This is a genomic window from Deferrisoma palaeochoriense, assembly GCF_054656955.1.
In genome coordinates this window covers 1-25,784 of the sequence record NZ_BAAHXI010000058.1, presented here as the reverse complement: position 1 = coordinate 25,784, position 25,784 = coordinate 1, and the positions used below count along the sequence as shown (strand labels likewise).

Annotated in this window: 18 protein-coding genes; 15 read left to right on the top strand and 3 right to left on the bottom strand. The window is 69.8% G+C overall.

The window, feature by feature from the left end; all coding sequences use genetic code 11:
* Positions 1-196: 196 nt before the first annotated feature.
* The 3 genes from ACYQ8L_RS14430 to ACYQ8L_RS14420 all read right to left on the bottom strand — a co-directional run bounded on the left by ACYQ8L_RS14430 (position 197) and on the right by ACYQ8L_RS14420 (position 3,576).
* The gene (locus ACYQ8L_RS14430; RefSeq protein WP_459942510.1) at positions 197-709 is read right to left on the bottom strand and encodes a ferritin; all 513 of its coding nucleotides are present in this window, start codon (positions 707-709) and stop codon (positions 197-199) included.
* Positions 710-986: 277 nt separating this feature from the next.
* Positions 987-3,239, bottom strand: coding sequence for a Tex family protein (locus tag ACYQ8L_RS14425; protein ID WP_459942509.1), 2,253 nt, complete (start codon positions 3,237-3,239; stop codon positions 987-989).
* Between the two features lie 145 nt (positions 3,240-3,384).
* Positions 3,385-3,576, bottom strand: a complete 192-nt coding sequence (locus ACYQ8L_RS14420; RefSeq protein ID WP_459942508.1) for a DUF6485 family protein — start codon at positions 3,574-3,576, stop codon at positions 3,385-3,387.
* 436 nt (positions 3,577-4,012) lie between these two features.
* Between ACYQ8L_RS14420 and ACYQ8L_RS14415 the strand changes: the two genes are divergently transcribed.
* The 15 genes from ACYQ8L_RS14415 to ACYQ8L_RS14345 form a co-directional block, all read left to right on the top strand.
* Complete coding sequence (locus ACYQ8L_RS14415; protein WP_459942507.1) at positions 4,013-4,402, top strand: NADH-quinone oxidoreductase subunit A; 390 nt, start codon at positions 4,013-4,015, stop codon at positions 4,400-4,402.
* Positions 4,403-4,461: 59 nt separating this feature from the next.
* Positions 4,462-4,995 (top strand): NADH-quinone oxidoreductase subunit B, encoded by a 534-nt coding sequence (locus ACYQ8L_RS14410; RefSeq protein ID WP_459942511.1) that lies wholly within the window; start codon positions 4,462-4,464, stop codon positions 4,993-4,995.
* Positions 4,985-5,473, top strand: a complete 489-nt coding sequence (locus ACYQ8L_RS14405) for an NADH-quinone oxidoreductase subunit C (protein WP_459942506.1) — start codon at positions 4,985-4,987, stop codon at positions 5,471-5,473. The genes ACYQ8L_RS14410 and ACYQ8L_RS14405 overlap by 11 nt, the downstream gene beginning before the upstream one ends.
* The gene (locus ACYQ8L_RS14400) at positions 5,470-6,585 is read left to right on the top strand and encodes an NADH-quinone oxidoreductase subunit D (protein ID WP_459942505.1); all 1,116 of its coding nucleotides are present in this window, start codon (positions 5,470-5,472) and stop codon (positions 6,583-6,585) included. The genes ACYQ8L_RS14405 and ACYQ8L_RS14400 overlap by 4 nt, the downstream gene beginning before the upstream one ends.
* Before the next feature lie 171 nt (positions 6,586-6,756).
* Entirely contained in the window at positions 6,757-7,761 is a 1,005-nt protein-coding gene (nuoH, locus tag ACYQ8L_RS14395) for an NADH-quinone oxidoreductase subunit NuoH (protein ID WP_459942504.1), read from the top strand.
* A gap of 12 nt (positions 7,762-7,773) precedes the next feature.
* Positions 7,774-8,304, top strand: coding sequence for a NuoI/complex I 23 kDa subunit family protein (locus ACYQ8L_RS14390; protein WP_459942503.1), 531 nt, complete (start codon positions 7,774-7,776; stop codon positions 8,302-8,304).
* Between the two features lie 105 nt (positions 8,305-8,409).
* A complete protein-coding gene (locus ACYQ8L_RS14385; RefSeq protein WP_459942502.1) occupies positions 8,410-8,958 on the top strand; it encodes an NADH-quinone oxidoreductase subunit J family protein in 549 nt (182 codons plus the stop codon).
* Between the two features lie 4 nt (positions 8,959-8,962).
* Positions 8,963-9,286, top strand: a complete 324-nt coding sequence (nuoK, locus tag ACYQ8L_RS14380) for an NADH-quinone oxidoreductase subunit NuoK (protein WP_459942501.1) — start codon at positions 8,963-8,965, stop codon at positions 9,284-9,286.
* Between the two features lie 10 nt (positions 9,287-9,296).
* A complete protein-coding gene (locus ACYQ8L_RS14375) occupies positions 9,297-10,766 on the top strand; it encodes a monovalent cation/H+ antiporter subunit D family protein (protein WP_459942500.1) in 1,470 nt (489 codons plus the stop codon).
* On the top strand, positions 10,763-11,029 hold the full coding sequence (locus ACYQ8L_RS14370; RefSeq protein ID WP_459942499.1) for a hypothetical protein: 267 nt from the start codon (positions 10,763-10,765) through the stop codon (positions 11,027-11,029). The genes ACYQ8L_RS14375 and ACYQ8L_RS14370 overlap by 4 nt, the downstream gene beginning before the upstream one ends.
* Position 11,030: 1 nt before the next feature.
* Positions 11,031-12,785: a Na(+)/H(+) antiporter subunit D gene (locus tag ACYQ8L_RS14365; RefSeq protein ID WP_459942498.1), complete on the top strand. Its 1,755-nt coding sequence runs from the start codon at positions 11,031-11,033 to the stop codon at positions 12,783-12,785.
* Positions 12,786-13,043: 258 nt separating this feature from the next.
* Entirely contained in the window at positions 13,044-14,723 is a 1,680-nt protein-coding gene (locus tag ACYQ8L_RS14360) for a complex I subunit 4 family protein (protein WP_459942497.1), read from the top strand.
* Positions 14,724-14,914: 191 nt separating this feature from the next.
* A complete protein-coding gene (locus ACYQ8L_RS14355) occupies positions 14,915-16,333 on the top strand; it encodes an NADH-quinone oxidoreductase subunit N (protein ID WP_459942496.1) in 1,419 nt (472 codons plus the stop codon).
* A gap of 514 nt (positions 16,334-16,847) precedes the next feature.
* The gene (locus tag ACYQ8L_RS14350; protein WP_459942495.1) at positions 16,848-21,260 is read left to right on the top strand and encodes a beta strand repeat-containing protein; all 4,413 of its coding nucleotides are present in this window, start codon (positions 16,848-16,850) and stop codon (positions 21,258-21,260) included.
* A 54-nt stretch (positions 21,261-21,314) separates the two neighbouring features.
* Positions 21,315-25,784: isopeptide-forming domain-containing fimbrial protein (locus tag ACYQ8L_RS14345; RefSeq protein WP_459942494.1), on the top strand; the 4,470-nt coding region annotated here is incomplete at its 3' end.

Here is a 25,784-nt window from a genome sequence, read left to right as displayed (position 1 = left end):
ACACACTGCAGTACGGGGGCCGCCCGCCGCAGACATAGTAGAGGAGGGCCGCGGCGCCCGGGTCCGCGCACACGACGCGCTCGGCCCGGCGCCCCGGCGCGCGGGCCTGAAACGGGGGCCGGAGGAGCGGGGGCGGGGACCACCCCCCCCCCGCCCCCCCCCCCCCCCCCCCCCCCCCCGCCCCGCCGCGGGGGGCTTACTCGCCCTGGGCCGGGGGGGTGAACACCCGCTGGCCGGCCTCCTGGTCCAGCATAAGGAGGCCCCGGCCGTCGCCCTCGACCCGGCGCACCTTGGCGAGCCAGGCCGAGAAGTTCGCCTCCTCCTCCACCTGTTCGGTCACGAACCACTGGAGGAAGATCCGGGTGGCGTGGTCGCTTTCGGCGATGGCCAGGTCGGTGAGCTTGTTGATCATCTGGGTCACGCTTCGCTCGTGGTTGAGCCCGTACTCGAACACCTCGGTCAGCGAGGCGTAGTCGTTCTTGGGCTCGGGGATCGCGGCCATCCGGGCCCGGCCCCCGGCCTCGCACAGGTAGCGGTAGATCTTGTCGCCGTGGGTCAGCTCCTCCATGGCCTGCACCCGGAAGAAGTTCCCGAACCCCGGCAGGTCCTCGGCCTCGCAGTAGGCCGCCATGGCCAGGTACAGGTAGGCCGAGAAGAACTCGTTTTTCATCTGCTCGTTCAGGGCGTCTTGCACGGCTTGGCTCAGCATGGGGTTTCCTCCTTTAAGGCAGTCTACGGTCGGCGGTCTACGGTCTGCCGTCCACGGTCTACGGCCGGCGGTCTACGGTCCGCGGTCGGCCATTCTTGTCGCCCAACGGCCAACGGCAGTCGGACTCCCCACCCTTCTCCGTGAACCCCGTGCCCTCCGTGGTTTCCATCTCCGGATCGCGGGTGCCCCGTCACCCGTCACCCGTCACCCGTCACCCGTCACCCGTCACCCGTCACCCGTCACCAACATCGAACGATGACCCGGCCGGGTGCGGTTGTCAAGCGCGGCCCGGGCGCACCCTGTAGCGCTGGGCCAGCTTGGCCTTCCAGTCGTCGGCCGCGGGTTCCCGCCGCTTGCCCTTCGGCCGCGCCGCCCCCGGGGCCGAGCGCATCGACAGGGAGATCCGGCCCCGGTCCCGGTCCACCCCGAGCACCCGCACCCGCACCTTCTGGCCCACCCGGACCACCTGGGCCGGGTCCTCCACGTACCGGTCGGCGAGCTCCGACACGTGGACGAGCCCGTCCTGGTGCACGCCCACGTCCACGAACGCCCCGAACCGGGTGACATTGGTGACGACCCCGGGCAGCTCCATGCCCTCCTTAAGATCGTCCAGGGTCTGGACCCGCTCGTCGAACCGCACCGGGTCGAAGGCCTCCCGGGGGTCCCGGCCGGGCTTCCGGAGCTCGTCGAGGATGTCGCGCACCGTGGGGAGGCCCACGTCGCCGGCCACGTAGGCCTCGGCCCGGATCCGGTCCACGAGCCGGTCGTTTCCGATCAGGTCGCCCACCGGCACCCCGAGGTCGGCGGCCATCCGCTCCACCAGGCCGTAGCGCTCGGGGTGCACGGCCGAGGCGTCCAGCGGGTTCTCGCCCCCGGTGATCCGCAGGAACCCGGCGGCCTGCTCGAAGGCCTTGGGGCCGAGCCGGGGCACCGCCAGGAGATCTTCCCGACGGCGGAACGGCCCCTTCTCGCGGCGGTGGGCCACGATGTTGCGGGCCAGGGTCTCCCCCACCCCGGCCACGTACCGGAGGAGCGAGGGGCTCGCGGTGTTCACGTCCACCCCCACCCGGTTCACGCACCACTCCACCACCCGGTCGAGGGCCTTCTTGAGCCGGGTCTGGTTCACGTCGTGCTGGTACTGGCCCACCCCGATCGATTTGGGGTCGATCTTCACGAGCTCGGCCAGGGGGTCCTGGAACCGCCGGCCGATGCTCACGGCCCCCCGCACCGACACGTCGAGGTCCGGGAACTCCTCCCGGGCCACGGCCGAGGCCGAGTACACGCTGGCCCCGGCCTCCGACACCATCAGCACCCGGCAGCTCCACTCCGGGTGGTCCTGGAGGAGCGCCCGCACGAACGCCTCGGTCTCCCGGCCCGCCGTGCCGTTGCCCACCACCACGAACTCGGGCCGGTGCCGGGCGATGAGCCCCCCCAGGACCTCCCGGGCCTCCTCCACCCGCTCCTGGGGCGGATGGGGGAAGAGCGCCTTCCATTCCAGAAGGTCGCCCTGCTCGTCCAGGGCCACGGCCTTGCAGCCCGTGCGAAACCCCGGGTCGATGGCCACCACCCGCCGCCGGCCGGCCGGGCTCTCCAGCAGAAGATGCCTAAGATTCTCGCTGAACACCGCGATGGCGGCCTCGTCGGCCCGGGTCTTGAGCTCCACCCGCACGTCCACCTCGATGGAGGGGGCGAGCATCCGCCGGTACGCGTCGGCGATGGCCTGGCGCACGAACTCGCGCCAGACGGAGGGCTCGGGCTTCAGGAACCGGCGCTCCAGGGCGGCCAGGATCTCGGCCTCGGGCGCCTCCACCCAGACCCGGAGCACCCCCTCCTCCTCGCCGCGGCGCACGGCAAGTACCCGGTGGGAGGGCACCCGGGTTACGGGCTCAGCGAAGTCGTAGTACGTCTCGAACTTGGTGCGCTCGCCCCGTTTCTCCGGAAGCACCTCGGCCCGCAACATCCCCTTCTCCCAGGTGAGCCGGCGCACCTCGGCCCGGGCCTCGGGGTCGTGGGCCACGGTCTCGGCCACGATGTAGCCGGCCTGGGCCAGGGCCTCCTCGGCCGTGGGCACCTCCCGCCCGGGGTCCACAAAGGCCGAGGCGATCCCGAGGGGGTCCCCCGCCGCGTCCTCCTGGGCCAGGGCCCGAAGGGCCAGGGGCTCGAGGCCCCGCTCCCGGGCCTGGTCGGCCTTGGTCCGGCGCCGGGGCTTGTAGGGAAGGTAGAGGTCCTCGAGCTCCTGCTTGGTGCTCGCGGCCCGGATGCGCTCCCGGAGCTCGTCGGTCAGCTTGCCCTGACCCTCGATCGTCTCGAGCACCGTGGCCTTGCGGGCCTCGAGTTCGGTCAGATAGGCGTACCGGTCCCAGACGGCGGCGATCGCCACCTCGTCGAGGCTGCCGGTCATCTCCTTTCGGTACCGGGCCACGAACGGGATCGTGGCCCCGCCCGCGAGGAGCTCGACCACTGCGCGCACGTGGCCCGGCCGGTGGCCCAGATCCCGGGCCACCTGGTGGATAAGCTGGTCTTGGATCAAGGGGGACTCCGTTGTGACGTTAGGACGTTAGGACGGTAGGACGTTAGGACGGTGGGACGGTGGGACGTTCCGTCCGCACGTTCGCACGTCCTAGCGTCCACGCGGATCCCGTCCGCACGTCCTCGCGTCCGCACGTCAGAGGCGTTCACCGAAACTGCGACAGGAAGTTTTCCATCGAGCGGTCGTAGGTGCGCTCCACCTCGGGCTTGAAGTAGCAGGCCACCATCTGGTTCTTCGACCGGTGGTAGGCGATGCACTGGCAGCACAGCCCGTGACGGGGGCATCCCTGGTAGGTGCAGGTGCACTGGGCCTCGTTCTTCTCCTTCTGGCACTCCATGGGGGACTCCTTTCTCACGTTGGGACGCGTGGACGTTGGGACGTCAGGACGTAAGACGATGCGACCTTAAGGGCGCCCCGTCCGCACGTCCTCGCGTCCGAACGTCCGCACGTCCTCGCGTCCGCGCGGTTTCGCCGCCCCGTATCCTAGGCATCCCGGGGTCCGGGGGCAAGCCGCCCCGGCGGGGGGTGTCGGCATTCGTGCCATCCCACACAACAAAAACGCGGTTTGTTGTCACAGGGGCACAAGGGCACATGCCGCGCTCCGCCGCGGCATTCAAACAGGCGAATAGCATTTTATAACACGCGAATCCTCCGATGTTGCAGAAGGTTTCAAGCCCGCGCACCCTTTTCCTGCCCACCGCGGGTTGACACCAAACACCCCGTTCGCCTATCGTCCGCGCCGTTCCTGCCCCCGGACCCAGGGAGGAAAGGCCGTGGACCAGAAGTGGGTGCTCGATCACGCCTACGTCGTCTTCTTCCTGGCGGTCGGCCTCGTCGTGGCGGCCCTGCCCTTCCTGGTGTCGGCGCTGCTCGCCCCCCGCGTGTTCTCCCGGAAAACCGACGACACCTACGAGTGCGGCATGGACCCCATCGGGCCGGCCTGGATCCGGTACGGGGTGGTCTACTACCTCTACGCGCTCATGTTCCTCGCCTTCGACGTGGACGTGCTCTACCTCTTCCCGGCCGCCCTCGCCTACCGCAGCATCCCGGGCCTGTGGGTGGCGTTCGAGGTGATCCTGTTCGTCGCCATCCTGGCCCTGGCCATCGTCTACGCCTGGCGCAAGGGAGTGTTCACGTGGCCCCGAAAAATCCAGACGCAGTGACCGAGGCCTGCCGGCTCTGCCCCTCGTTCGGCCCGGGCCCCGGGTACGAGTACGAGGCGCTGCCGGCCCGGCTCCGTAACCCCGCGATCGACACGGTGCTGAACTACTGCCGGGCCAACTCCATCTGGCCCATGACCTTCGGGCTCGCCTGCTGCGCCCTGGAGATGATGGCCGTGGGCATGGCCCGGCTCGACATCTCCCGGTTCGGGGCCGAGGTGTTCCGGCCGAGCCCCCGCCAGTGCGACCTGATGATCGTGGCCGGCACGGTGAACAAGAAGATGGCGCCGGCCGTGCTCACCCTCTACGAGCAGATGACCGCGCCCAAATGGGTGATCGCCATGGGAAACTGCGCCATCTCGGGCGGCCCCTTCGCGATCCCCGAGAACTACAACGTGGTGGAGGGGGTGGACCGGCTCATCCCGGTGGACGTCTACGTGCCCGGGTGCCCGCCCCGGCCCGAGGGGCTCCTGGAGGGGATCCTGAAGCTCCAGGAGAAGATCGCCGGCGTGCGCCACCCCCTGCCCCAGACCAAGGGACGGTTCCGGCCCAAGCGCAACCCCGAGGCCGGGAGGTGGAACCCCGATGCGGCCTGACGAGATCCAGAAGATCCTGGCCGACCTGGGCGCCGACGCGGCGCTCGCGGACCCCGCCTCCCGGGGGATCCACGTGGACGCATGGGTGCCGGCCGAGCGCCTCCGGGATGCGGCCCAGGCCCTCCGGGACCGGGAGTTCCTGATCGAGGACGTGATCGGCGTGGACGCCGCCCCCGAGATGATGGTGGTCTACCACTTCCACCGGCTCGAGGGCGGGTGCCGGGTGCGGCTGCGGGTCCGGACCGACCGGGAGAACCCCAAGGTGCCCACGATCCAGGACATCTTCCCCGGGGCCAACTGGCACGAGCGGGAGCAGCACGATTTCTACGGGGTGGAGTTCGAGGGCCACCCCGACCTCTCGCCCCTCGTTCTGCCCGAGGACGCCGGCGACCTCCGGCCCCTCCGAAAGGACGACAAGAAGCTCAAGAGCCTCGACGACCTCATCCCGGCCCCGGCGGCCGAGGGGGAGGCCCCATGATCCCGCGGCCCGACCCGACCCTGGAAACCCTGGTCCTCAACATGGGCCCCCAGCACCCCAGCACCCACGGGGTGCTCCGGGTGGTGCTGAAGCTCGACGGCGAGTACGTGCTCGAGGCCCATCCCGTGATCGGGTACGGCCACCGGATGCACGAAAAGATGGGCGAGGTCCGAAACGTCAACGGGTTCTACGCCAACGTGGGCCGCATGGACTACGCCGGGGCCCTCTCCTTCGGCCACGGCCACGTGCTCGCCGTGGAGCGGATGCTGGGGATCGAGGCGCCGCTCCGGGCCGAGTACATCCGGGTCATCACCACGGAGCTGAACCGGATCGCCAGCCATCTTTTGTGGTTCGGCGCGTTTCTGCTGGACCTGGGGGCCTTCACCCCCATCCTCTACGCCTTCGACGACCGCGAATTCATCCTCGACCTCCTGGAGCACGTGACCGGCGCCCGGCTCACCTTCAGCTACTTCCGGGTGGGCGGCGTGAACCGGGACATCGACGAGAAGTTCATCGAGGGCACCCGCGTCTTCATCCGCCGGATGCGAAGCCGGTTCGACGTGTACCACAAGCTCGTCACCGGCAACGTGATCTTCCGCAAGCGGGTCGAGGGGGTGGGCGTGATCTCCCCCGACATGATCCGCAAATACGGCGCCACCGGCCCGGTGGCCCGGGGCAGCGGCATCCCCTACGACATCCGCCGGGTCGAGCCCTACTCGGTGTACCCCGAGTTCGAGTTCGACATCCCCACGTTCCCCGAGGGCGACTGCATGGCCCGGTACCGGGTGCGGCTGGCGGAGATGGAGCAGTCGCTGCGGATCGTGGAGCAGGCCCTGGACAAGCTGCCCGACGGCCCGGTCATGGCCGAGAAGGTGCCCAAGAAGCTCAAGCTGGGGCCCGGCGAGGTGTACCAGACCGTGGAGGCCGCCCGGGGCGAGCTGGGCTACTACCTGGTGGGCGACGGCTCCGACGTGCCCTACCGGCTCAAGATCCGGTCGCCGTCGTACTCGAACCTGAGCCTTCTGAACGAGCTGGCCTCCGGCGTGCTCCTGGCCGACCTGGTGGCGATCATGGGAAGCCTGGACCTCGTGATCCCGGAGATTGACCGGTAGGGCGCGCTGCGCGCGCCGTTAGGACGGTTGGACGTTAGGACGCTAGGACGGTGGGACGTTCCGTCCGCACGTTCGCACGTCCTAGCGTCCACGCGGCTTCCGTTCGCACGTCCTAGCGTCCGCACGTCCCAACGACAAACGACCGGCGACCAACGACCAACGGAAACCCCCATGACCGACCTTTTTCCGCCCGATCTGATCCGGTTGCTCGTCTGCTTCGTGATCGTGGTGGCGTTTGCGTTCACCAACGCCGCCGTGCTCGTGCTCGTGGAGCGGAAGGTCTGCGGCCACATCCAGCGCCGGCCCGGCCCCTTCGAGGTAGGCCCCCACGGGCTCCTGCAGACCGCGGTGGACGGGGTGAAGCTCATGGGCAAGCAGATCCTGGTGCCCCGCAACGCCGACGCCGGGCTCTTTCGGGCCGCCCCGATCCTGAGCTTCGTGCCGCCCATCGCGGCGCTCATCGTGGTGCCCTTCGCCCGGGTGCTCCAGGTGCGCGACCTCGACATCGGGGTGCTGTTCATCCTGAGCCTCGCCGCCGTGAACGTGCTGGCGCTGCTCGTGGCCGGCTGGAGCTCGGCCAACAAGTACAGCCTGTTCGGCGCCATCCGGGCCGTGGCCCAGAACGTGGCCTACGAGATCCCGCTGCTGCTGAGCCTCCTCACGATCGTGCTTTGGGTGGGGAGCTTCCGCATGAGCGACATCGTGGCGGCCCAGGGCGGGTTCTGGTTCGCCTTCACCCCCATGGGGTTCGTGGCGTTCCTCATCTACTTCGTCTGCGGCATCGCCGAGACGAACCGGGCCCCCTTCGACCTGCCCGAGGCCGAGAGCGAGCTCACGGCCGGGTTCCACACCGAGTACGCCGGCATGGGGTTCGGGCTCTTCTTCCTCGGCGAGTACACCAACATGCTCCTGGTGGCGGCCATCGCCACCACGCTCTTCCTGGGAGGCTGGAACGGCCCGGCGTTCGTGACGACCGCGGGCACGGGGTTCTGGGCCACCGTGGTCCAGACCCTGTGGTTCCTCGTGAAGGTGTACGGGCTCATCCTGGTCATGATCTGGGTCCGGTGGACCTACCCCCGGGTGCGGTTCGACCAGCTCCTGAACTTCTGCTGGAAGGTGCTCATCCCGATCTCGATGGCCAACCTGGCCGTGACGGCCATCTGGCTCAAGCTCTAGAGGCGCACGCCCATGATCCGGTACTTCCGCGAGATCTTCGAGGGGCTGTGGTCGCTCCTGGTGGGGCTTAAGGTCACGGGCAAGTTCGCCCTGGCCCCCACGGTGACCACCCACTACCCCTTCGACACCCTGGAGGTCACCCCCAACTACCGGGGCCACATCGACCTGGTGGTGGACCCGAAGACCGGCAGGGACAAGTGCATCGTCTGCGGCATGTGCGAGCGGGCCTGCCCCTCGGGGTGCATCACCGTGGGCGGAGAGAAGCCCGAGGGCGCGAAGAAGAAGGTGCTCACCACCTACCGGCTCGACTTCACCAAGTGCTCCCTGTGCGGCAACTGCGTGGAGGCCTGCCCCACGGGCGCGATCGCGTTCTCCCAGGAGTACAACATCGCCGGCACGAGCCGCCACGACTTCCACTACGACCTGGTGGAGCGGTTCCGCGAGCGGGCCCGCGCCATGGGCGTGGAGCCCAAGATCGCGGACCTCACCCCCGTGGAACCGAAGCCGCCGGAAAGCGAGAAGGCTGGAAAGCCAGAAGGCTAGAAAGCGAGAAGGCTGGAAAGCTGGAAGGCCAGAAGCCGCCTAGCCGCCTGGCCGCCAAGCGATTCACGATTCACGATTCACGATTCACGATTCACGGAACCCGACATGACCTTCACCTTCGATCCGAGCCTGAGCCTGTACATCCATCTGGCCGACGCGGCCTTCGTGGGGTTCGTGTTCCTCGCGTTGGCCGGGGGGGTGGTGGCCGTGGGGGCCCGGCGGCTGATCCACGCCGTGCTGGGGCTCGCCACCTCGCTCGTGGGGGTGGCCGGCCTCTACGTGTACCTGGGCACCCACTTCATCGCGGCCATGCAGATCCTGATCTACGTGGGCGCGGTGTGCATCTCCATCGTGTTCGCCGTGATGCTGGCCCGGCCCCCGAGCGAGGCCGAGAAGGACCCCCGGCTCGTGCCCGGGAAGATCGTGGCCGGGGTGGGGGTGGGGCTCTTCGCGGCCCTCGTGCTCGGCTCGGCCGTGTTCGCCACCCGGTGGCGGGCCCAGCCCACGGCCGTCGAGGGCACCATCCACCAGGTGGGCGAGGGGCTCCTCACCCGGTACGCCTTCGCGTTCGAGCTCATCTCGCTCGTGCTGCTCGTGGCCATCGTGGGCTCGGTGGTGCTGGCCCGCCGGGGCCGGCGGCCCGCAGGAGGGTAAGGCGATGCAACCGCTCCTTTTCGGCCATCTCGAGGCCTACCTGCTCGTGGCCCTGTGTCTGTTTGCCCTGGGGCTCTACGGACTCGTGAGCCGGCCCGGGTTCATCAGCATGCTGATCAGCGCCGAGCTCATCCTGAACGCGGCGGGCCTCAACTTCGTGGCCTTCAACACCTTCCTCGCGCCCGACAAGACCGTGGGCCAGACCTTCACCCTGTTCATCATGGGCCTGGCCGCGGCCGAGGCCGCCATCTGCCTCTCCATCGCCGTGGTGGTGTACCGCCGGTTCCGCACCATCCTGGCCGACGAGATCTCCGAGCTGAAGAACTGACGGGGTCGCCATGTACGAGATCGAAACCGCACGCATCGTGATCCCGATCCTCCTGCCCCTGGCCACGGCCGTGGCCATCCTCGCCACCGGCCGCTGGCCCAACGTGCGGGAGGCCTGCTCGGTGGTGGGCGCCGCGGCCACCTTCGTGGCGGCCATGACCTTCCTGCCCGCCGTGACCCACGGCGGGGTGTACACCTACACCCCCTTCGAGTTCTTCCCCGGGGTGGCGATCCGGCTCCGGGTGGACGGCATGAGCCTCCTTTTCGCCGGGGTCAGCTCGTTCCTGTGGATCCTGGCCGGGTTCTACTGCGTGGGGTACATGCGGGGGCTCCACGAGCACGCCCAGACCCGGTTCTACACCTGCTACGCGGCCACCATCTTCGGGGCCGTGGGGGTGGCGTTCTCCGGGAGCCTGCTCAGCCTCTACCTCTTCTACGAGCTCGTCAGCATCTTCACCTACCCCCTGGTCATGCACCACCAGGACGACGAGGCCTACGACGGGAGCCGCAAGTACATCACCTACCTCATGGTCACCTCCAAGGTGCTCCTGCTGCCCGTGCTGGTGCTCACCTACGTGACCTGCGGCACCCTGGACTTCGCCACCAACATCCAGACCGGCATCTTCCCGGCCGACGCGAGCCGGGTGCTGGTGAGCGTGCTCTTCTTCATGAGCCTGTTCGGGTACGCCAAGGCGGCGATCATGCCGCTCCACAACTGGCTCCCGTCGGCCATGGTGGCCCCCACCCCGGTCAGCGCGCTCCTGCACGCCGTGGCCGTGGTGAAGGTGGGCGTCTTTTCCATCTGCCGGGTCATGCTCTACGCCTTCGGGGTGGACCTGCTGCAGCGCTACGGCCTGGGGCTCGTCACGGCCTACATCGCCTCGTTCACGATCCTCATGGGCTCGGTGATCGCGCTTACGAAGGACAACCTGAAGGCCAGGCTCGCCTACTCCACGATCAGCCAGCTCTCCTACATCGTGCTCGGGGTGGCCATGCTGACCCCCAGCGGCATCACCGGCGGGCTTATCCACATCCCGAACCACGCCTTTTCGAAGATCACGCTCTTCTTCTGCGCCGGCGCCATCATGGTGGCCCACCGCAAGACCGAGATCAGCCAACTCGACGGCATCGGCTACAAGATGCCGTTCACCATGGCCGCCTTCGGCCTGGCGAGCCTTTCCATGATCGGGGCCCCGCCCGTGGCCGGGTTCGTGTCGAAGTGGTACCTGGCCCTGGGGTCCATGGAGCTCAAGAGCCTGGGGCTCCTGGTGGTGCTCCTGGCGAGCTCGCTCCTCAACGCCGGGTACTTCGTGCCGGTGTTCCTGCGGGCGTTCTTCCCCCGAAACGGCGGCGCGGCCCGGCTCCAGATGGCCGAGGCGAGCCCGTTCATGGTGGTGCCGCTTTTCGTCACCGCGGTCTTCAGCGTGGTGTTCGGCTTCTACCCCGACCTCTTCCTGAAACTCATCGAGGTGGTGCGATGAGCGCTCGGCTGGTGCGCCTGATCGACCGGCTCCGGGAGCGGCCCCACTGGCTCCGGGCCGTTTTCTTCGGGCTCCTGGGCCTGTTCCTCGTTTACGACGTGTTCACGCCGCGCCACGAGGCCCACTTCTGGGGCGACCGGGTCCGGGGGTTCTGGGCGGGGTTCGCCCTGCTGGGCGGGCTCGTGATGGCCAAGGGCATGAAGGGCCTGGGGCACCTCTGGCTCATGAAGCCGGTGGACTACTACGACCGGGAGGAGGACTGAGATGGGCCTTCTGCACCCGGCGCTTTTGTTCGTGATCGGCGCGGCGCTCGCGGCCGTGCTCCGGGGCCGCGCCCGGCAGGTCGCGCTCGTGGCCGTGCCGCTCGTGGCCTTCCTCTCGGTCCACGCCATGGTCCCGGGCACCTACGGCGCCATCGAGTACCTGGGCTTCCGGCTCGTGCCGGCCCACGTGGACAAGCTCGCGATCGTGTTCCTCCACGTGTTCACCCTGATGGCCCTGATCGGGGCCGTCTACGGCCTCCACGTCACGGACACGGGCCAGCACGTGGCGGCGTTCCTCTACGTGGCCGGGTCCCTGGGGGTCACGCTGGCCGGCGACTACCTCACGCTGTTCGTGTGGTGGGAGCTCATGGCCTTCGCCTCGGCGTTCCTGGTGTTCCTGCGGCGGCGCCAGGCCTCGGTCAGGGCCGGGTTCCGGTACCTCCTGGTGCACACGGTGGGGGGGCTCGTGCTCATGGCCGGCATCTTCCTGAAATGGATGAAGACCGGCGATCTCACCTTCGGCCCGATCCCCCCCGACGCGGCCGACCTCGCGGCCTACCTGATCCTCGTCGGGTTCGCCCTGAACGCGGCGGTGCCCCCGATCCACGCCTGGCTCCCCGACGCCTACCCCGAGGCCACGGTGATGGGCGCCGTGTTCATGTGCGCCTTCACCACCAAGACCGCGGTCTACGTGCTCGCCCGGGCGTTCCCCGGGTACGAGGTGCTCGCCGTGGCCGGGGCGATCATGACGATCTACGGCGTGCTCTACGCCATCATCGAAAACGACGGCCGCCGGATCCTCGCCTACCACATCGTGAGCCAGGTGGGCTACATGGTCTGCGGGGTGGGCATCGGCACGGCCATGGCGGTGAACGGCGCCGTGGCCCACGCCTACGCCCACATCCTCTACAAGGGGCTCCTCTTCATGGGGGTGGGCGCGGTGCTCGAGATGGCCGGCACGGCCAAGCTCTCGGAGCTCGGCGGGCTCTACAGGAGGATGCCGCTCGCCATGCTCGGCACCGTGATCGGCGGGATCTCCATCTCGGGGTTCCCGCTCACGAGCGGGTTCATCTCCAAGTCCATGGTGATCGCCGGGGCCGGCGAGGCCCACCGGACCATCCTGATGCTCATGCTCCTTCTCGCGTCGGTGGGTACGTTCCTCTCGGTGGGCATCAAGCTCCCCTACTTCATCTGGTTCGGGAAGGACAGCGGGGTGGAGTGCAAGGACCCGCCGAGGAACATGGTGATCGCCATGGGCATCGCCTCGTTCTTCTGTTTCTTCCTGGGGGTGTACCCCGACTACCTCTACCGGATGCTCCCGTTCCCGGTGGAGTACCACCCCTATAGCGCCTACCACCTCTCCGAGACGCTCCAGATCCTCGGGTTCACGGGGCTCGCCTTCTACCTCCTGCGGAAGAAGCTCACGCCCGAGGCGAAGCTCAACCTGGATCTCGACTGGTTCTACCGCCGGGCCACGGCCTGGTTCCTCCGGCTCGACAAGCGGTGGTTCGAGCCCGCCAACGAGTGGGTGGGGGAGATCTACCGCACCGTGGGATACCGGTTCGCCCTGGGCGCCGCGGCCCTGTGGAGCCGGTTCGACGTGAAGGCGATCGACGGGGTGGTGGACGGCACGGCCACCGGGGTGCTGGGCCTCGGCGACCAGCTCCGGCGGATCCAGACCGGCCGGCTCCAGCAGTACATCGCCATGGCCGTGGCGGCCCTGTTCTTCGTGATCGCCGTGGTGATGAACCTGTAGGGTCGTTAGGACGTTAGGACGTTAGGACGCTGGGAGGTTAGGACGTTTGGAAGTTCCGTCCGCACGTCCACGCGTCCCAACGTTCGCGCGGTGACTCGTCCAGGAGTCCCAACGGTTGCACGGTAACTCCAAAAAGCGTTGATGCGGGCTCATGCATTCCCGTCTGCGCCTTGAGAGCGTTTTCGATCGCGAGACGTGGCGTTCGCACGTCCGAACGTCCGTACGTCCCAACGGCCCAAACACCGTAAGGTTTTGCCCATGACGCCAGCGTTCGCCGTGGAAACCAACGTGGGGTACCCGATCCTGAGCGCCCTCGTATTCGTGCCGCTCGCGGGGGCCCTGGTGGCCCTGATGCTCAAGGGCGACCGGGCGCTCAAGGCGTGGGCCCTGGCCGTGACCCTGGTCGAGGCCCTCCTCTCGATCCCGCTCTGGACCCGGTTCGACCCCTCGACCCACAAGTTCCAGTTCCTGGAACTCTCGGACTGGATCCCCACGTTCCACATCCGCTACGCCCTCGGGGTGGACGGGATCAGCCTGCTTCTGGTGCTCCTCACCACCTTCGTCATGCCCCTGTGCGTGGCGTGCTCGTGGCGGTACATCGACCGGCGGGTCAAGGAGTTCGTGGTCAGCCTCCTCGTGATGGAGACCGCGATGATCGGGGTGTTCGCCGCCCTCGATCTCGTGCTCTTCTACGTGTTCTGGGAGGCCATGCTCGTCCCCATGTACCTCCTGATCGCGGTGTGGGGCGGGCCCCGCAAGGTGTACGCCTCGATCAAGTTCTTCCTCTACACCCTGGCCGGGAGCGTCATGCTCCTGGTGGCCGTGATCGCGCTCTACCTCAAGACCGGCACGTTCCTGATGCCCGAGCTCATGGAGCAGGGGTACTCGTTCGCGTTCCAGTTCTGGGTGTTCCTGGCCTTCGCCCTGGCGTTCGCGATCAAGGTGCCCATGTTCCCGTTCCACACCTGGCTTCCGGCGGCCCACGTGGAGGCCCCCACGGCCGGCAGCGTGATCCTGGCGAGCGTGCTCCTCAAGATGGGCACCTACGGGTTCCTGCGGTTCTGCCTGCCCATGACCCCGGCCGCCGTGGCCTACCTGGCCCCGGTGTTCCTGTGGGGGTCGGTGGCCTCCATCCTCTACGGCGGGTTCGTGGCCCTGGGCCAGACCGACATGAAGAAGCTCATCGCCTACTCCTCGGTGGGCCACATGGGGTTCGTGACCCTGGGCATCTTCCTCGCCAACCAGCGGGGGATCGAGGGCGCCATCCTCCAGATGGTGAACCACGGCATCACCACGGGGGCGCTGTTCATCTGCGTGGGCATCCTCTACGAGCGCACGCACAGCCGGCTCATCGCCGACAACTCGGCCGTGGGGGCGTTCATGCCGGTGTACGTGGCGTTCCTGGGGCTCTTTAGTCTCTCGTCGCTGGCCTTCCCCGGCACCAACTCGTTCGTGGGGGAACTCCTGGTGCTGGTGGGCGCGTTCCAGGAGAATAAGCTCCTGGCCGCCTTCGTGATCCCCGGGGCCCTCCTGGCGGCCACCTACATGCTCCGGCTCCTCCAGAAGATCATCTGGGACCGGGTGAGCGGCCACCACCACGGCCACGACGACGGGGAGCACGGCGAGGCCCACGAGGCCCACCACCGGCACCTCTTCGACCTGGACCTGCGGGAGGCCGCCATGCTCGCGTTCCTGTCGGTGTTCGTGTTCTGGATCGGCCTCAATCCCAGGCCGTTTCTCCGGGTGATGGACCGGAGCGTCTCCCACGTGATCGCCCAGGCCCAGGCCGCCGAGGGCCTTCCCGAGGGCGGCATGACCGGGCTCATGAACGCCCTGTTCCCCTCGGCCGGCCACCACGGCGGGGAGCACGGGGAGGAGCACGCCGGGGAACCCGGAGCCGAACACGCCCCCGAGGCCCCCACGGGCCACGGGGAGTGAGGAGGGCGCACGGACGGTAGGACGCGTGGACGTGCGGACGGGACACCGCGCGGACGCTAGGACGCGCGGACGCGTGGACGGGACGTATCCCCGTCCCAACGTCCTACCGTCCTAACGTCCTACCGTCCTAACGTCCCAGAGTCCCAACGATTCACCATTCACCATTCCCGATTGACGACCGGATGCCCATCATGGCCTTTGCGCACGAAACCGTGTTGAGCCTGAGCTGTCTGGCCCTCTTTTTCCTGACCCTGGCCAAGACCCGGCCGGGTACGGCCCGGGCCGCGGCCCTGGGGCTTTCGGCCCTGGCCGTGGTCACGGCCCTGTGGGGCCTGGGGGCCCGGGGGGAACTCTTCGCCGGGGCGTACCGGGTGGACGCCCTGAGCCAGGGGGTGAAGCTCCTGGTGGCCCTGGGGTTCTTCCTGGCCGTGGCCTTCGGCGAGGGGGTCCGGGGGGTCCAGGCCGAGCACGAGCCCGAGTACTTTCTGTTCCTCGGCGTGAGCACCCTGGGGCTTACGTTTCTGGCGAGCGGGTTCGAACTCCTCACGATCTACATCGCCCTGGAACTCTCGTCCTACGCCCTCTACGTCCTCGTGCCCCTGCGGCGCGACGAGCACCTGCACCACGTGGAGGCCGGCATCAAGTACGTGCTCTTCGGCGCGGCGGCCTCGGGGGTGAGCCTTTTCGGCATGAGCTACGTGTTCGGGCTCGCCCACACCACCCGGGTGGACGAACTCCTCCGGCTCTACCCCGAGATCGCGGCCTCCCCCCTGGGCCTTCTGGGCCTCACGATGATGCTCGGCGGGTTCTTCTACAAGCTGGCCCTCTTCCCGTTCCACTTCTGGACCCCCGACATCTACCAGGGCGCGGCCAACGAGACCTCCGGGGTCATCGCCACCCTGCCCAAGGTGGGCGCCGTGGTCGTGCTGATCCGGCTCACCGGGCTCGGGGGGGGCGACGGCGGGTTCGCCACGGTGCTCACCCTCCTGGCCGTGCTGTCCATGACCTACGGGAACCTGGTGGCCCTGGTGCAGGAGGACCTCAAGCGGCTCCTGGCCTACTCGTCCATCTCCCACGCCGGGTTCATGATCTCCGGCATCCTGGCCGGCACGGCCCGGGGGTACGCCGGGGCCCTCTACTACGTGGCGGGGTATCTCCTCATGAACCTCGCCCTGTTCCACGTGATCTACGCCCTCGCGCCCAAGGGCGAGAACGTGACCCTGGCCCACCTGCGGGGGCTCTACCGCCGGTCGCCCCTGCTCGCGCTCACCCTGGCCGTGGCGGCCTTCGGGCTCGCCGGCATCCCGCCCACGGCCGGGTTCGCCGGCAAGTTCTTCGTGCTCGCCGCGGCCCTGGAGAAGGGGCACCTCGCGCTCGTCGTCTTCGGCGCCCTCAACACCGCAATCTCGATCTACTACTACCTGAAGATGGTCAAGGCGGCCTACAGCCCCGAGGAAGCGGAGGGAGGGGAGGCCCCGGCCGGCCGGGTGGCGCTCTCGCCCCTGGGCTGGGCCCTGGGCTGCGCCTTCGTGGTGGCGATCCTCGTGGTGGGGTCGCTGCCGGGCCCGGTGCTCGGCTGGTTCCACCGGGCCATCACCTGGGTCGCCTGATCCGGCTTCGTTCCGCTTCGGACCTCGGATGGTCCGCCGGCCGCGCCCCCCTGGGTGCGGCCGCATTGTTTTGGGCGACGGCCTTCAGGCCGCCGCCCAGTCCTTTCCATTCCGCCCCTCCGGTCCACCGCCGGCCCCCGCGGCGTTCTGGACCCCCTTACTAACACCAAGAACGTATTGTCAGATCTCCGTCGTTGCCACGGAAACCCGCGGGTGGGGGGCTGGTGGAGAGCCGGGTGCGGCCCCTTACCTCGCCGCGCCCTCACCACGCCTGGATCGCTTTGGAAGATCCGGAACGTCCGTCACCGCCGCCCTGGCTTGCCGAGCCGACAACGGCATGGAAAGGCGCGGCGATCGGGTGCCGCACTCGCGCCCGGCCGGAACCAGTCCCCCACCCGCCGCCGGCAATACTTTTGAAGGTAGCAGTATTTTAAAGATTCTTGCCCCGTCGGCCGATCGGTACTCGGGGCGGGCGCGGTGCGGTGTGCCCCTTCTTCCCTTTCCGGAACCCGGTATGGCCAACCTTCGCCGGCGCGCCGCGGACGCCCTCGTCGCGATCGTCCTCGCGGCGTGGGGCGGCCCGGCCGCCGCGATCGAGAGCCAAAGCTTCCAGGTCGCTTCGCCGGCCCTCGGGTCGTACGAGACCGGTGCGACCGACGACGGCGACGGGGTGCGCGAAGCCGGCGAGGGGGAGTTCGTCTCCTTCACGGCCTTCTACGATTTCGGGAACGAGGCCGGCTCCTGGACCGGCACCACCTACACCGACGACTTCGGCGGGCTGTCGGGCGAGACCCTCGTGCCGGGAACCCTACGGGTGGTGGTGGACAAGGGCACCGCCGATGAGGCCTCGTTTTCCGTCCCCTCCGGGAGCATCAGCCGGAGCGCCGGCGGACTCGCGGTGGACCTCGGGTTCCTGGCCGGCGAGTCCTACCTCAACTACACCTCGATCGCGTTTCACACCCTCACGATCACCTACCAGACCACGGTACCCGACTCCGACCTCGGGGGCGCGATCTCCCGGGACGTGACCCACACCGCAGCACTGGCGATCGGGGACGGCGCGACGTACTCCCAGACGGCCACGTTCACGGCGGCCCGGGCGGCCGCCTCGTTGGACGTGGACGTTCCCAGCGAGGTCGAGGTCTGCGGAGAGTTCGACGCCACCCTCACGGTGGGGAACGCCACGGCCCACCCGATCTCCAACGTGCTCCTCACCCTCGACACCTCTGGGGACTACGAATACCTCACGCCCCAGACGCCGACCTACGGCGGCGCGTTCCAGGGCTCGGTGGACTACCGGGAAAACGCCGGGGCAGACCCCACGTGGGAACTCCTCCCGACCGGCTCCCACCTGACGGCCGACGGCACGGTCACCGTGCGGGTGCGCCGCCGGGCCGGTGCGGGCACGTCCCCCACCCCCCTCGCAGCCCGGGTGGACCACGACGACGAGGAGACCTCGGTGAGTGCCGGGCGCGGGTACACGGCTACCGGGTCGGGGGCCCCGACGGCCGTGCACTCGGCCGACCTCGCCGTCACGGCGCCGGCATCCGTCACGGTCTCGGCCGACCGGGTCGAGTGGACCGTGACCGTGGACAACACGGGCGACGGCACGGCCTACGGCGCGGCCCTCGCGGTGGACGTGCCCGCCGGCCTCACCCCGAACCTCACCGAGACGAACGCCCGGAACCCGGGACTCCCGGCCGCGCTCGCCGGCCAGACCCTATCCTGGGACCTGGGGGATCTGGCCCCCGGCGGCTCCGCGTCGGTCACCGTGGTGGCCGACGTGGCCGGAACGGCCTGCTCCGTGGGGAGCGCCACGGCCACGGCCACCTGGGGCTGCGGCGGCCAGACGGCCCAGACGGCGACCGGGACGACCTCGTTCACGTTTCCGGCCGGCCAGCTCCAGGTGACCCACGCCGCATCGAGCGAGGCCCAGCTCTGCGACCTCGGCACGGTGGAACTCGTGGTCACGAACCCGGGTGCGGCCACCCTCTACGGGCTCACCGTGACCGAGGGTCTGGCCACGGCCACCACCGGGCTCGCCCTCGCGGCCGGCACCGTGGAGTACTCCACCGACGGCGGATCCACCTGGACCGCGGGCGCCGACCCGTCCGGCTCCGGCGGGAGCCTTACCTGGACCTCGACGGAGATCCCGCCGCTCGCGGACCTCGCGCCCGGCGACACGATCCGGATCCGGTTCGGCGTCACGGCCGACGAGACCGCAAACGCCGCCACCGTGGACGTGACGGCCGGCGCCTCGGCCACGCTCGCCTGCGGCGGCGCGGTCGCGGTCGCCGGAGAGACCCACGCCCTGCCGGTGCGCCGGCCGGACCTCGCGGTGAGCGTCACGGGCAAAAACGTGACCGCCGGCGACGCCGGGTACGCCGAAACCGTGTACGGCGGGAGCGGCGACACGGTGGAGTGGCGGATCGAAATTCAAAACAACGGCGACTTCGAGGCCCGGAACCTGGAACTCACCGACCTCCTCCCCGCCACGGGCACCTCGACCGGCACCCTGGACGGCCCCGGGCACACGGGGACGGCCGTGACGGACGCAACGCCGGTGGGGCTACCCGTTCTGGCGGCCGGGGGCAAAGCGGTCTACACCCTCACCCAGACCCTCGGCGGCACCTGCACCGACGGCGCCAACACCGGGTCGGTCACCTGGGGCTGCGGGGCGGAGGATCTCTCCTCGCCCACGGACAACGCCGACGACGCGGCGCTCGTCATGCTCCCGGACTATTCCGACGGCATCGCCCAGGCGTTCACGCCCCTCCCCGACGGCCGCACCGAGGTGCGGATCACCCTCACGAACGCGGGGGGCACGGCGACCCAGCTCCAGATCACCGACACCCTTCCGGCGGGGCAGGAGATCGATCCCTCTTTCCCCCCCGCGCTGGCCGGGAACGGATCGCTCGCCCTCGACGACTCCGATCCGGCTCAACCCGTCTTCACCCTGAACGGCCCCTACCGAAACGGCGACACGGTCACCGTCACGTTCCGCACCCTGCCCACGGCGGGCTTCGACACCGACCCCGACGCGGACCCCGCCCCGCCCGCCGCCGGCACGAACGCGGTGGACGTGGTGGTCACCTCGTCCTGCGGCGGCACGGTCTCGCTCTCCCACTCGGCCACCCTGGATCCGGCCACCCCCGACGTGGACGTCACAGTGAGCCCGGACGCCCGGGCCGTTACCGACGGGGAGTCGGTCACGTTCACCTTCACCCTCACGAACAACGGCGACCCCGGCTCGGTGGCCGACCACCTCTCGTTCACCCCGAACTTCGGGGCCGGATGGACGGCCGTGTCGGTCGAGGTCACATCCCCCGGCACGGGCGGCGCCGTCGGCGCCTGCACGGGCACCTGCACCTCGGCCCAACTGGGAACCCTGGCCAAGGGCCAGAGCGCCGTGGTCACGGTCACGGCCACCGCCAACGACAACGGGGAACTCCTCACCGTGGAGGGGACGGTGGAGGGGTGGGTGCACGACGACGCCGGCGCGTCCACCGGGAAGCGCCACTCCTACGACCGGGCCGTCGCGGCGGTAACGGGGTTCACGGCATCCCTCACCATTGAGGCCACCGACCAGGCGTTCACCTCCGGCACCGACGTCGCCGTGGGCGAGGAGGTCACCTTCCGGCTCCGGGGGCGCTGGTTCGGCTCGGCCAGCGTGACCGGGATCCAGGTGAAAAACACCCTTCCCACAGGGCTCGGGTACGTGTCGTACCAGACCGCCGGCGGCAACACGGTCACCGTTGGCTCCGTCACAGCGCCCACGCCGGTCGCGTCGGGCTTCGTGACGTTCGGCGTGAACGACCTCTCCGCCGCCGGCACCTTTGAGGTGGACCTGACGGCCCGGGTCCTGAACGCGGCGGGGAACATTGACGGCCACACCCTCACGAACCTCCTGGACTTCACGTTCCAGGCCGGCGACCGCACCTTCGCCTCGGCCGGGTTCGGGGGCTCCGACGCGGACCTCCGGAAACCCCTCGACCTCACCGTGCGCCGGCCGTCCGTGGGCGTGACCAAGGAGGTTCGCAACGTCACCACGTCCGGCGACTTCGCCGCCTCCGCCCAGGGGGACGGCGGGGACGAGTTCGAGTTCCGGGTCACCGTGACCAACAACGGGTCCGCCCCGGCCTTTGACCTCGCGGTGGCCGACACCCTTCCCGCCAAGCTCGTCCTCGTGGACGGGGCAGGCGACGGCGTGGACAACGACGGCGACGGCTACACCGACGAGGCCGACGAAGGCGGCTACACCGCCGGGGCCGGCGGCACGGTCACCTTCACCGGCGCGAACACCGGCCTCGCGGCCCTCGGCCAACTCGATCCCGGCGGGAGCGTGACCCTGCTCTACCGGGCCACCCTGGACGGGTCGGTGGTGCCGGGCGAAACCCTGACGAGCGCCGCCGCGGCCACCTCCTCGACCCTTTCAGGCGCCGTGGGAAGCCAGACCCCGCCGGGCGACGCGGACGGGGAGGCCGTGGCCACGGCGAGCGACACGGCGGACGTCACGGCCACGCCGGTCACCCTTGCCCTCGCCGTCGCCAACACCTCGGTGGGGAACGACGCGGCGACCGCGGTGGTGGTGGGCGAGCAGGTCCGGTTCGAGATCGCGGTGGAGTTCCCCGAGGCCACGGTGGAGGCGTTCCAGGTGACCGCCCAACTCCCCGAGGGGCTCCTCCTCGTGGCCACCCCGGCCGCGACCCTAGGCACGGCGGTGGGCGGCGGACAGCCCACGGTCAGCCCGTCCGTACTGCCCGCCACCGGGAACCCCCTCACGGTCACCTGGGACTTCGGGAACCGGACCGTGTCGGGCGGCACGAGCGCCGAGCGCACGGTCACGATCCCCTTCGTGGCCCAGGTGCGAAACGTGACCGGAAACCAGGCCGGCACCTCCCTCGGGGTCACGGCCGACTATGCCTAAACCGGCTCCCCGGAGAACTCGGCCTCCGCCACCCTGACCGTGGCCGAACCCGCGGTGAGCGCGTCGGTGCGGGCCAAGAACGTGACCCGGGGCGACACGGTCTACTCCGCCTCGCCCACCCCCCCGGACGCGGGCGACGTGATCGAGTACCAGGTGACGCTGCAGGCCGGAACCGGGCCGGACGCCCACGACCTGAACATACAGGTGGCTCTCCCGGAAGGGCTTTCGTACGAAGCCGCTTCGGTCTCGGGGGACATCACCACGGCCCCCGACACCGCGGGCGACGGGTCGGCCGGCAACCCCCAGACGCTCACCTGGGGCCGCACCCAGGCGACCCCCTTGGACATCGACATTTCCGGCGGTTCCAGCCTCACGTTCACGTTCCGGGCCACCGTGCTGGGCGCGGTGGAACCCGACCAGGACCTCACCGCCACCCTCGCGGCCGACTGGACGAGCCTCGACGGCGACCCCGGGCCCGACCTGGGCTCGGCCGTGGGCACGACAGGCGGGGCCGACGGCGAGCGCACCGGGCAGGACGGGGCGGGCGGTCTGAACGACTACCGCACGTCGGCATCGTTCGCCCTGCGGTCGAGGGACTCCGTGGGCGTTTCGATCGCGGCGGATCCGGGCTTCTCCGGCGGGGCCGAGTACCGGCCCGGCGACGTGGTACGGTTCACCCTGACCGTGAACGACCTGCCCGAGGGTACGGTGGACAACCTCCGGGTCGAGGCCGAACTGCCCGCAGACATGGCGTTCGTCGGCACCGTATCGGTCCACGGGGACGCCGACGGGTCACCGTACCAGGCGGCGGCCCCGTTCGGGTACACGGCCCTCGCCGACGGCACCACGGCCCCCTCGGCCGGCGCCACCGGCACGGTGACCTGGGACTTCGGGAAGATCACAAACGCTTCCGACAACGACACGTCCAACGACGACCTGGCCATCGTGTTCGAGGCCCGGGTGCTCAACACCATCGCCCAGGCGGCCAGCACCCCTCGCTCGTGCACCGGCCGGGTCCTGTACCACACGGCGGGGGGATCGGAGACCTCGAGGACATCGTCCACCTCGTTCGACGTGGTCCAACCGGTGCTCAGCGTCACCCACGAGACCGTGGGCGTGACCGGCACGGTGGGCGGCGGGGACACCGTGCGGTACACGATCACGGTGACCAACGCCGGCGCCGCACCGGCGTACAACGCCAAGGTGTCGGTCACCCTGCCGCCCGAACTCCGGGGCACGCCCCTGGCGAACCTCGCCTACACCCTGGGCAGGTCGGCCCCCGCCACCGATCCCGCGTACGACGGCTCGAACCTCTCCGCCACCGGCGTGGTCACCTGGACGTGGCCCGACGCGGAACCCCTGCCGGCGGGTCAGTCGCTGACCATCGAGTACGACGCCACGGTGGACGCCGGCGTGGGCCCGGGGGTCACCCTCACGAGCTCGGCGCGGGTGGAGGAGTACTTCTCCCTCGCCTCGGCGGACTCCGAGGCCGCTTACCGGAAGGCCTACGGTCCCACCTTGGCCTCCGACGCGACAATCACCACCGACCCGGTGCTGGACGCCGGCGTGACGGCCGACCGGGACTCGGCCCCGGTGGGCCAGGTGGTCACCTACACCCTCACCTTCCCCAAGCCCCCGGTGGGGACCACGGTGTACGAGCCGACGATCTCGGCGGACCTGCCGGCCGGGCTGGCGCTCCTGAGCGTGGCGGAAGCGTCCGAAAGCGGGGCGCTGGGATACGACGCCTCAGCCACGGACCTCGGCACCAATCATGTGGAGGTGTCGTTCACAAGAATCGACCCGAACCAGCAGGCGGTGGTGGAGGTCCGGGCCCGGGTGGCGAACGTCTCGAGCAACCAGGCCGGGACCACGATCTCCCCGACCTTTTCCTTCGGATACAAGGACGCGGCCGGCGGCACGCCGCAGACGCCGCTGACGGCCGGCCACACCCTCACGGCCACCGAGCCGGACGTGAGCGTGACCCTGGAGGTCCGGAACGACTCCCGGGGCGACGCCTTCGGCGGCGCCGTGACGCCGCCCGACGCCGGCGACGTGCTGGAGTACCGGGTCACCGTGGAAAACGCCGCCGGCGCCAACGTCTCCGACGCCTTCGATCTCGCCATTTCCGTGGCTCTTCCCGAGGGGCTTTCATACAAAGCCGCTTCCGTTTCCGGGGGGATCTCCACAGCACCGGACACCGCGGGCGACGGCTCCCCCGGCAACGCCCAGACCCTCACCTGGGGCCGCACCCAGGCAAGCCCCCTGGATCTCGACCTCGCCCCGGGAGGGACGCTCACCTTCACGTTCCAGGCGGTGGTCCTGGACGCCGTGGAACCCGGCCAAACCCTTGCCGCCTCGCTCACCGCCGACTGGACGAGCCTCGACGGGCCGGACGCCAACGAGCGGGACGGCTCCGGCGGGGTGAACGACTACGCAGCGTCCGCCTCGGCCTCGGTTACCGCGGCGGACGCGACCGCCGTCGCGGTGACGCGGGTGACCGACACCTACGGTCCAACCGACGAGGACGTGCGGATCGGGGACGTGATCACCTACCGGATCGACGTGACCCTCCAGGAGGGCACCACCCGGGAGGTCACGGTCACCGACGATCTGCCGGCCGGCCTGGCCCTGGTGCGCACCGTGTCCGTCGGGGGCGACCCCGCGGCCCCCTACTCCGCGGCGTCCCCGCTCTCGTACACGGACATTCCGGCCTCCGCCACCCCCGACGGCGCCGGCTTGATCGGGGTCTCCGGCGCCACCCTCACCTGGACCCTGGGCCACATCACGAACACCGACACCGATAACGCGTCGCCCGAGACGCTCTCCATCGTGTACGAGGTGCGGGTGGTACAGGACGATCCGGCCCTGGTGGACGCGGGCCCGGAGCCCAAGGCGAACACCACCCGCCTCGAGCGCGGCGTGAGCGTGTCGTACAAACGGGCCGACGGCTCGGACGCCACCGCCGCCACCGCCCCAACCGGCGTGAACGTGCTCCAGCCCCAACTCACGATCGTGAAAGCGGTGATCCGAACGGACTCGCCGCTCCAGGCCGGCGCCACCGTGGACTACCGCCTCGCCGTTACCAACAACGGCCCCGCCCCGGCCTACAACGTGCAGATCACAGACATCATGGCCGCAGGGGCGAGCGATGCGAGCCCCAGCGGGGTCCGCCACGCCATAGGGGCCGGCACGCCGACGGTCACCCAGAGCGAAACCGTGGACGGGGACGGCCGGCGAAACGTGACCTGGACGCTGGACGACGCGTCCCCCCTAGACCCGGGCGAGACCTGGACCGTGGACTACACGGCCACGGTGAACGCGAGCGTCGGGGCCGGGATCACCCTCTCCAACCAGGCCAAGGTGGACCAGTTCCACTCGCTTCCGGCAAGCGACCCCAACGGAGCCCAGCGCCAGCGCTGGGTGGGGGGCAGCGTATCGAACGTGTCCACCACCACCTTCGACCCGCCCCGTGACATGGCCCTCGCGGGCCCCGCCACGGCCAAGATCGGCGAAACGGTCACCTTCACGATCACCTTCCCCCAGACGCCGGTGAAGACCGATCTGTACGACGTGAAGGTGACCCTTGCGCCCCAGGAAACCTCGGTGTCGAGCACGAGCCTCGACGACGCCGTGCCCGCCCTGCCACCGAACCTGGCCCTTGTGTCGGTGACCGCCGACGCCGCCTGCGACACCTTCACCGACAGGAGCGACATCGCTGCCGGCACGGTGGATGTTCGGTGCGGGAGGATCCCGGCCAACCAGAGCGCCGTCATCACCGTGACCGCCCGGGTCAAAGCCGACCACGCCGACAACCAGGCCGGCACCGCGGTTTCCGTCACCGCCCACGCCCCCTGGTACTCGGACCAGACCGGCGGCAACAACCAGGGGCCTATGGCGAGCGCCGACCACACCCTGGCCCTCACGGAGCCCCAGGTCACGGCAACGCTCGCCGCCCGCAACGTGACCCGGGGCGATCCGGCCGACTTCTCCACGCTCACCGCCCCCGATGCGGGCGACGTGCTGGAGTACAGGGTCACCGTGTCGAACGCCTCGGACGCCAACGTCTCCGACGCCTTCGACTTCGCCCTGGTCGAGCAACTCCCCGCGGGCCTCGCCTACGTCACCGGATCCGCCCAAAAGGACGGCTCCGCCCTGGAACCCACGGTCGCCGGCGACCCCGAAGTCCTCACCTGGGGCCGCGACGCGGGACAGGACCTCGACCTCCCCCCGGGCGCCTCCTTCGTCCTCACCTACCGAGTCACGGTCCTCGACACGGTCGAGCCGGGCCAGACCCTGACCGACGCCCTCTCCCTCGACTGGACGAGCCTCGACGGCGCCGACCCCAACGAGCGCGACGGCGACGGCGGCACCGGAGGCCTCGACGACTACACGACCGGGCCCCTGTCGGTCTCCACCACCACCCCCGACCCGGCCGGGCTCTCGGCCGCGGTCGCCTCCGGGCCCCTTGCCGGCGGGGCGTACCGGGTGGGCGACCTCGTCACCGTGACCCTGACCGTGACGGAT

Coding starts and splice junctions, on each gene's coding strand:
- ACYQ8L_RS14375 (WP_459942500.1), top strand. CDS start 9,297: ATGTACGAGATCGAAACCGCACGCATCGTGATCCCGATCCTCCTGCCC.
- nuoK (WP_459942501.1), top strand. CDS start 8,963: ATGCAACCGCTCCTTTTCGGCCATCTCGAGGCCTACCTGCTCGTGGCC.
- ACYQ8L_RS14385 (WP_459942502.1), top strand. CDS start 8,410: ATGACCTTCACCTTCGATCCGAGCCTGAGCCTGTACATCCATCTGGCC.
- ACYQ8L_RS14360 (WP_459942497.1), top strand. CDS start 13,044: ATGACGCCAGCGTTCGCCGTGGAAACCAACGTGGGGTACCCGATCCTG.
- ACYQ8L_RS14370 (WP_459942499.1), top strand. CDS start 10,763: ATGAGCGCTCGGCTGGTGCGCCTGATCGACCGGCTCCGGGAGCGGCCC.
- ACYQ8L_RS14430 (WP_459942510.1), bottom strand. CDS start 709: ATGCTGAGCCAAGCCGTGCAAGACGCCCTGAACGAGCAGATGAAAAAC.
- ACYQ8L_RS14390 (WP_459942503.1), top strand. CDS start 7,774: ATGATCCGGTACTTCCGCGAGATCTTCGAGGGGCTGTGGTCGCTCCTG.
- ACYQ8L_RS14405 (WP_459942506.1), top strand. CDS start 4,985: ATGCGGCCTGACGAGATCCAGAAGATCCTGGCCGACCTGGGCGCCGAC.
- ACYQ8L_RS14400 (WP_459942505.1), top strand. CDS start 5,470: ATGATCCCGCGGCCCGACCCGACCCTGGAAACCCTGGTCCTCAACATG.
- ACYQ8L_RS14350 (WP_459942495.1), top strand. CDS start 16,848: ATGGCCAACCTTCGCCGGCGCGCCGCGGACGCCCTCGTCGCGATCGTC.
- ACYQ8L_RS14420 (WP_459942508.1), bottom strand. CDS start 3,576: ATGGAGTGCCAGAAGGAGAAGAACGAGGCCCAGTGCACCTGCACCTAC.
- ACYQ8L_RS14365 (WP_459942498.1), top strand. CDS start 11,031: ATGGGCCTTCTGCACCCGGCGCTTTTGTTCGTGATCGGCGCGGCGCTC.
- ACYQ8L_RS14355 (WP_459942496.1), top strand. CDS start 14,915: ATGGCCTTTGCGCACGAAACCGTGTTGAGCCTGAGCTGTCTGGCCCTC.
- nuoH (WP_459942504.1), top strand. CDS start 6,757: ATGACCGACCTTTTTCCGCCCGATCTGATCCGGTTGCTCGTCTGCTTC.